6 protein-coding genes and 1 pseudogene are annotated in these 6317 nt (G+C 42.8%); 4 read left to right on the top strand and 3 right to left on the bottom strand.

Translation table 11 applies throughout. The features are described from left to right. From B4H32_RS06235 to B4H32_RS06225, 3 genes and pseudogenes are all read left to right on the top strand, one after another. Window positions 1-84 (top strand): annotated as a pseudogene (locus tag B4H32_RS06235) (Maf family protein); the annotation flags it as partial. 56 nt (window positions 85-140) lie between these two features. Beyond that, window positions 141-1595: a ribonuclease G gene (gene rng / locus B4H32_RS06230; RefSeq protein WP_286800908.1), complete on the top strand. Its 1455-nt coding sequence runs from the start codon at window positions 141-143 to the stop codon at window positions 1593-1595. A 134-nt stretch (window positions 1596-1729) separates the two neighbouring features. Next, the gene (locus B4H32_RS06225) at window positions 1730-1903 is read left to right on the top strand and encodes a PA1571 family protein (RefSeq protein ID WP_286800909.1); all 174 of its coding nucleotides are present in this window, start codon (window positions 1730-1732) and stop codon (window positions 1901-1903) included. A gap of 36 nt (window positions 1904-1939) precedes the next feature. Here B4H32_RS06225 and B4H32_RS06220 read toward each other — a convergent pair whose 3' ends face one another. Further along, window positions 1940-3325 (bottom strand): WS/DGAT/MGAT family O-acyltransferase, encoded by a 1386-nt coding sequence (locus tag B4H32_RS06220; RefSeq protein ID WP_004756011.1) that lies wholly within the window; start codon window positions 3323-3325, stop codon window positions 1940-1942. Between the two features lie 279 nt (window positions 3326-3604). Then, entirely contained in the window at window positions 3605-4333 is a 729-nt protein-coding gene (locus B4H32_RS06215) for a phosphoadenylyl-sulfate reductase (protein ID WP_004777920.1), read from the bottom strand. 171 nt (window positions 4334-4504) lie between these two features. Here B4H32_RS06215 and thrH point away from each other — a divergent pair, with 171 nt between their 5' ends. Beyond that, the gene (gene thrH, locus B4H32_RS06210; protein WP_004678194.1) at window positions 4505-5122 is read left to right on the top strand and encodes a bifunctional phosphoserine phosphatase/homoserine phosphotransferase ThrH; all 618 of its coding nucleotides are present in this window, start codon (window positions 4505-4507) and stop codon (window positions 5120-5122) included. A gap of 89 nt (window positions 5123-5211) precedes the next feature. Here the strand turns inward: thrH and B4H32_RS06205 are convergent. Beyond that, the coding region (locus tag B4H32_RS06205; RefSeq protein ID WP_286800907.1) for an OmpP1/FadL family transporter at window positions 5212-6317 on the bottom strand (1106 nt) is incomplete at its 5' end.

The raw sequence follows: 6317 nt of genomic DNA, 5'->3' as shown, positions 1-6317 counted from the left end.
ATTCGTGGAAGTTACAGTAATGTTGTAGGCTTACCCTTATATGAGACAGTACAGTTATTAGAAAGCGTTAAGGCCTCCGTATAAAATTACCAGGCTGATACTTTCGGATATAAGAATTTTTATAAAATTTTGAGTTGGTTATGGCAGAAGAATTGCTGATTAACGTCACACCGATGGAATGTCGTGTGGCCTTGATTGAAAATGGAACGGTTAATGAATTATTCGTTGAGCGTACGGTAAAGCGTGGTTTGGTGGGTAATATCTACAAGGGCAAGGTGGTGCGGGTGCTGCCAGGAATGCAGGCCGCCTTTGTTGATATTGGTTTGTCCAGAACCGCTTTTTTACATATCAATGATATGGTGTGGCCCCGTTCACAGCCAACTCCCAACGTTTTTGAGTTGCTACATCCTGGGCAAATCCTGACGGTTCAAGTCATGAAAGACATGCTTGGCACTAAAGGCGCCCGACTTAGCACTGACCTTTCTATCCCATCCCGTTATCTGGTGATGATGCCTTTTGGCAAGCATATTGGGGTTTCCCAGCGCATTGAGTCCGAAGAGGAGCGTGACCGTTTACGCAGCATGATTGAGCGTATTCAGATCGAACACCAGTTACCAGGCAGCGTGATTGTGCGTACTGCCGCAGAGGGAGTGGATGAAGCGTCGATTGTGCAGGACATGTGCTATCTCGCCAAGCTTTGGGAATATATTCAACGTACCCAGCAAAGTACCGTTGTTCCATCCCTGATTTTTGAGGAATTGCCTTTGCCGCGCCGAGTGGTGCGTGATCTGGCCAGTGAACAAACTGCCAAAATTTATGTCGATTCACGGGAAATCTACGGCAAGCTGCAAGAATTTATTGATGAATTTATGCCGAGCATGCATGATCGTTTGATTCATTATCCTGGTGAAAAACCACTGTTTGACTTATACAACGTTGAGGATGATCTACAGAAAGCCTTGCAGACTCGGGTGGCGCTCAAGTCTGGTGGTTACCTGATGATTGACCAGACCGAAGCCATGACCACGATTGATGTCAATACAGGCTCTTATGTGGGTGGTCGTAGTTTAGAAGACACTGTGTTTAAGACCAATATGGAAGCCACACAGGTCATTGCAAGACAACTACGTCTGCGTAATCTTGGTGGGATTATTATTATTGACTTCATTGACATGCAGGAAGCCGAACACCGTGACGAGGTGATGCGCCAGTTTGAAAAGATGCTGGAACGGGATCATGCTAAGACCAAGATTACCCAGGTTTCGGAACTTGGTCTGGTTGAAATGACCCGCAAACGTACTCGCGAGTCTCTGGAACATTTACTGTGTGAATCATGCCCAACTTGTCAGGGGCGTGGTTATGTGAAGACCGCGGAGACAGTATGTTACGAAATATTTCGAGAAATCCTGCGCTATGCCCGTGCATTTGATTCCAAGGGTGGCTTTACTGTCGTTGCACATCCAGCGGTCATTGATCGGCTACTCACAGCAGAAGCCCCAGCCGTGGCGGATCTGGAACATTTCATTAATCGCGTGATTAAATTTCAGGTCGAAAATCTGTATACGCAAGAGCAATACGATATCATTTTAAGCTAAAGTTGTAACAATATTTCGCTTAATCCTTGTTACAACTGAAATTTTACTTTCAATCACAAATTTTAAATACTAGAACAATAAAATGAGCCATAGGTATCTTGAGTATCTTAGCAAATAAGATGGGGTATATAATTATGAATGTCAGTGAAAGATTAGTGAATCAAGGTTTTAAGCATGTGTTGGACAGTAACCCTGTTAACACATGCTATATGGTTGATAGCCAAGGTAAAGAGGTTCAGATTACTACGGCCATGATTCGTTCCGCCTGTCATCAGCTTTTACAACGTTGCCGTGCAATTAAAAAATAAGGGGCTATGTAAAGCCCCTTAATTTTTTCTGCGAACTTAATTCGCAACTTTCTGTTCTGGCAAGTCCCGAATCGCCTTTTCAAAACGCTGAATTTCATCCTCTAAATGCGTAAGAAGTGTCTGCATTTTTGGTACAGTATTACGGCACGCAATTAAACCGACTTCCAACTTGTCCAGATAACTGGTCATGGTGATGTTGAGTGCTTGACCATCCATGACGATAGATGCAGGGTAGAGCGCATCAAGTTTCGCACCATTCCAGTATAAAGGTTCACGTGGGCCTGGTACATTCGAGATCACAAGATTAAATGCCTGATGTTTTGGAAGCATGCCTGAAGCAATGTTTAAACCTGCTGGCCCATAGACTAATGCACTATAGTTTAGGATTTCGTTTGCACTCATGCGGCTAAACCGCTGTTTTGAGTTCTGCACACTACGGCGAATAATTTCTAAACGTTCAATTGGGTCCGCAATATGGGTGGCTAAATTTGCCAGAATCATGGTGATACGGTTGCTGAACTCAGAATCATCTGTACGCAATGAAGCAGGCACCATTGCAATTAACGGTTTTTTCGGCAAACTATTTTGATTGATCAAATATTCACGTAATGCACCAGAACATACCGCCAATACCACATCATTAAGGGTAACGCCCAGTGTTTTGGCAATACGACGGAAACGTTCCAACTCAAAAGACTGGGCAGCAAAACGGCGGGAAGAGCTTACACGTTGGTTTAAAATTGACGGTGGGGCCTGAAATGTTGACACATAGTCAGGGTTTTTCCCAATTTCCTTAAACAGTGTTTGTGAAAGTTCCTGCATCACTTTAGGTGCAATTTCACACTGGGATTTAATCGTATCCAGAACTCCCCTGATTTTACTGACAGCAGGGGTTTTAGGTGCTTTCAAGCGTTTAGTACGCTTTCCTTCGACACACCATAATGGCACGACATGCTTTTCATTCGGATCTTTTGAAAGCGATTTTTCAATCAGACGCATACCTGCAACGCCATCGACCATCGCATGATGAATTTTGAAATACATCGCAAAACGATTACCTTCGATTCCTTCAATCACATCGCAGGTCCAAAGTGGTTTTGCACGATCAAGCAGTGAGCTATGTTGCTGCGAGATATAGACCAGCAATTCACGGATACGGCCTGGGTTTGGTAAGGCAATATGGCGGAAATGGTGGTCAATATCGAACTCTTCATCCTCTCCCCAAAATAGCCCATTGAGCTGGTTGTTGAATGGTGGAACAGGAATACTTTTTGATTGTCGGATATCTTGAACTAGGTCATGAACGAAAGTAGGCGATGCATTTTCTGGAATCTCAAATAAAAACAAGCCACCTACATGCATAGGTTGCTGTCTTTTCTCTAAAGAAAGAAAAATGAAATCGATTGGGTGTAATGGGCGCATGTATATAGCCTCTCCTTGCATTTTTTATAAGATACTTGTAGGGTCTGATGACACTTCAATCATGCCGTGCATAGTCTAAACAATGTGCTATATCGCAATGGAACATAGCTCGCAAGATCGCATCCAACACACCCTATAATTCTTATTAGAATTATTGAACCGTTGTGTGAAGTATATACGGTTTAGTCTGGTTAAAATATGACTTTGTACAGAGGAGTCAGAAAAAATAAAACCACTGACGAATCAGTGGTTTTTATATACCAAATCTGCTAGGCACTATTATTTAAGATTGCCTGCATGCAAACCACATTCTTTGTGTGTGGCTTCTTCCCACCACCAGCGACCTTCACGTTCATGCTGATTCGGAAGTACAGGGCGAGTACATGGTTCACAACCAATCGAGATAAAACCACGCTCATGCAGTGGGTTGTATGGAATCTCCATCATCCGAATGTAACTCCATACATCCGCGCTGCTCCAGTTGGCAAGCGGGTTGTATTTAATTAGTTGTTTGCCCTCGCCAGAGAAACCGACATCGGCTTGAACCACAGGAACATCACTGCGAGTTGGACTCTGGTCCTTACGCTGCCCTGTAATCCAGCCATCTAAAGTGGCAAGTTTCTTACGCAAAGGCTGCACTTTTCGAACACCACAACATTCCTGATGCCCATCTTCAAAAAAGCTAAACAACCCTTTTTCATTAACCAGTTGTTGTACTGCTGCGGATTCAGGGAAGCAGATTTCAATATTGATATTATAGTGCTTACGGACCGTTTCAATAAATTGATAGGTTTCCGCATGCAAACGACCTGTATCCAGACTAAACACACGAAAGGGTTTGCCTAGACGTGAGGCAATATCAATCAGCACAACATCTTCCGCACCCGAAAATGAAATTGCAATCTCACCTTGCTGGCTAAGTGCGAGTTCTAAAATTTCTCGTGGCGATTTGTCTGCGTATTCAGCAGCGAGCGCATCTACAAGGTCAATAGTAGGAATAACAGTCATGAATGTTCCTGGCGATAGGCTTGGGCACAATTGTAAATCATTATAAGCAAAGCTGGTGGCCTGCTTGTGGTTTTAATCTTGCAGAATAAAACCGTTTTATTCAACAACAGCGCAAAATTGAAAATGTTAATGGTATGATACAGCAATTTTTAACCAACATTGGAAGCATTCATGGAAATCGTCTGCCTAGATCTTGAAGGGGTTTTGGTTCCAGAAATCTGGATTAATTTTGCAAAGAAAACTGGCATTAAAGAACTCGAGGCAACAACTCGTGATATTCCAGATTATGATGTATTAATGACCCAGCGTTTAAACATCCTTAAACAACATGGTTTGGGTTTAAATGACATTCAGGACGTTATTGCAGACATGGGGCCTTTTGAAGGTGCGAGAGAATTTGTGGAATGGGTGCGTACTCATTTTCAACTGATTATTTTATCTGATACATTCTATGAGTTTGCCCATCCATTGATGAAGCAGTTAGGCTGGCCAACAATTTTCTGTCATAAACTTGAGACCGATGAAAATGGCATGATTACTGCCTATAAACTGCGTCAACCAGATCAAAAGCGTCAAGCTGTAAAAGCATTACATGGTTTGAATTTCCGCGTGATTGCTGCTGGTGATTCCTATAACGACACAACCATGCTGGGTGAGGCTGATCACGGTTTCCTGTTTGATGCGCCAGACAATGTAATTGCTGAATTTCCACAGTTTCCACCACTGCATGGTTATGAAGCATTAAAGCAGGCGATTCGTTCAGTATCTCAGCGTAATATTCCAGAATAAACCTAAGATTTTCTGTTTTTAACTGTGATAATAGAAAACTCCATAAAACAAAGGGCACATGATGTGCCCTTTGTTTTGATCGGTCAAAATTAGAATTTATAACCAATTTTTAAACCGTACGCGATTGCATCATTGTTTTTAAACTCAGCCACATAACCTGGTGTGTTGAACTGAGAGCCTGACTGGGCTTTTGCATCACCTAACCAGAAATATTTCACTCCACCTGCGATGAATGTTGCTGGAGTAGGACTGTATTGAACACCCAGACCAAGGTTCCAGTAACCTTCTGTTGGACCCAAAGTGGTTACAGGATTACCTGCACCAGAATCCCAGCCTACAGAAACGTTACCCGCCCATTGATCATTCAGTTTACGGCCCACACCCGTGGTAATTGAATATTGATCGTCAGTATAGGCTACAAGGTCAAAACCGTCTTTCTTCCCTGTTGAGGCAACGATAGGAGGGAGGATGGAGGCTGCCCCAAATTTATAAGGACGAATAGCGAAGTCTTTCCAGTTCACCCAGCGTAGGTTCGCAAATGCAACCGTGTCTGCCATAATACCTGTCTGGAAATCGAGGTTGATCGATTGTGGTGTGGTGATTTCAGTTGTACCTTCTGAATGATTAATTTTATTTAGAACTGCATCCAAACCTGCACTGCCAGTCATGCCTGCAATACCATGATTTTCATAAGCATTCATTTCATGCTTGATTTTTGCACGGTAAGTCAAAGAAGCTTTGAGTGCAATTTCAGGAATTTGATAAGCAACACCCGCTAACCAGCCAACTGGTTCATCTTTGCCTGTTTTGAAGTCATAACCACTGTAGGCATTATAACTTTTGCCACGTAACAGTACGGTACTATCTAGGGTTTGATAGACCGCACCCGCATAAATATTCCAGTTTTGATTCGGTTGATAACCGAGTAGCAGATTTAAGTTTTCAGTATCAACTGTAACTGATGTGCCGCCTTTAAATGGAACAGGGCGGCTTTCGATAAAGTTACTTTTGCCCGTGTATTCTGCATCTGCGCCATAGGGCTGATCATAAATCAAACCAATCGAAAGTTTTTCTGTGGCTTGAATTTTTAAGGCTGCATTGGGCGCGTAATAGTGATTGGCCATATCACCTGTATTATTTTTAGATGTGTCTTTACCCGAAACACTCGGATCTAGAACGGTGATACCTGCTTCAA

Origin of the sequence: Acinetobacter sp. UBA2063, assembly GCF_002333245.1 — a bacterium.
Taxonomy (GTDB): Bacteria; Pseudomonadota; Gammaproteobacteria; order Pseudomonadales; family Moraxellaceae; genus Acinetobacter; species Acinetobacter parvus.
Note: the sequence above shows the minus strand (reverse complement) of the source record. Positions and strands in the feature narration are given on the sequence as shown.